This window comes from Psychrobacter sp. CAL346-MNA-CIBAN-0220, assembly GCF_040309805.1.
In the GTDB taxonomy this organism is placed as follows: Bacteria; Pseudomonadota; Gammaproteobacteria; order Pseudomonadales; family Moraxellaceae; genus Psychrobacter.
This window is the reverse complement of sequence record NZ_JBEOPF010000142.1, coordinates 1-281: the sequence shown is the minus strand read 5'-3', so window position 1 is coordinate 281 and position 281 is coordinate 1. Positions and strand designations below refer to the sequence as shown.

General features: G+C 47.7%; 1 protein-coding gene. It reads right to left on the bottom strand.

Annotated features, from left to right (window positions below):
• The coding region (locus AAEY88_RS13055) for an FAD-binding oxidoreductase (RefSeq protein WP_350563068.1) at positions 1–281 on the bottom strand (281 nt) is incomplete at both ends.

Here is a 281-nt window from a genome sequence, read left to right as displayed (position 1 = left end):
GTCTAAGACTAGCGTGCCGGTGGGCTTTTTGCTGACCAATAGCTCATCGCCGACTTTGATATGTTGTAGGCGTGAGGTCAAAGGGCCGTCTTGAACCTTGATAGAAAAGAACTCTAGATGGTCTTCATAGTTAGGGCTAGCAATCGAATAAGCGCGTAGCAGTGGTCTGCCATCGACAGCGAGACCAATCATCGCAAACTCGCCATTGCGAAAGCGTAAGCCATCGTCACGTGTGGTTTTGATGCTAAATAAGGCATCATTCCAATGATGAACCTCTGTAA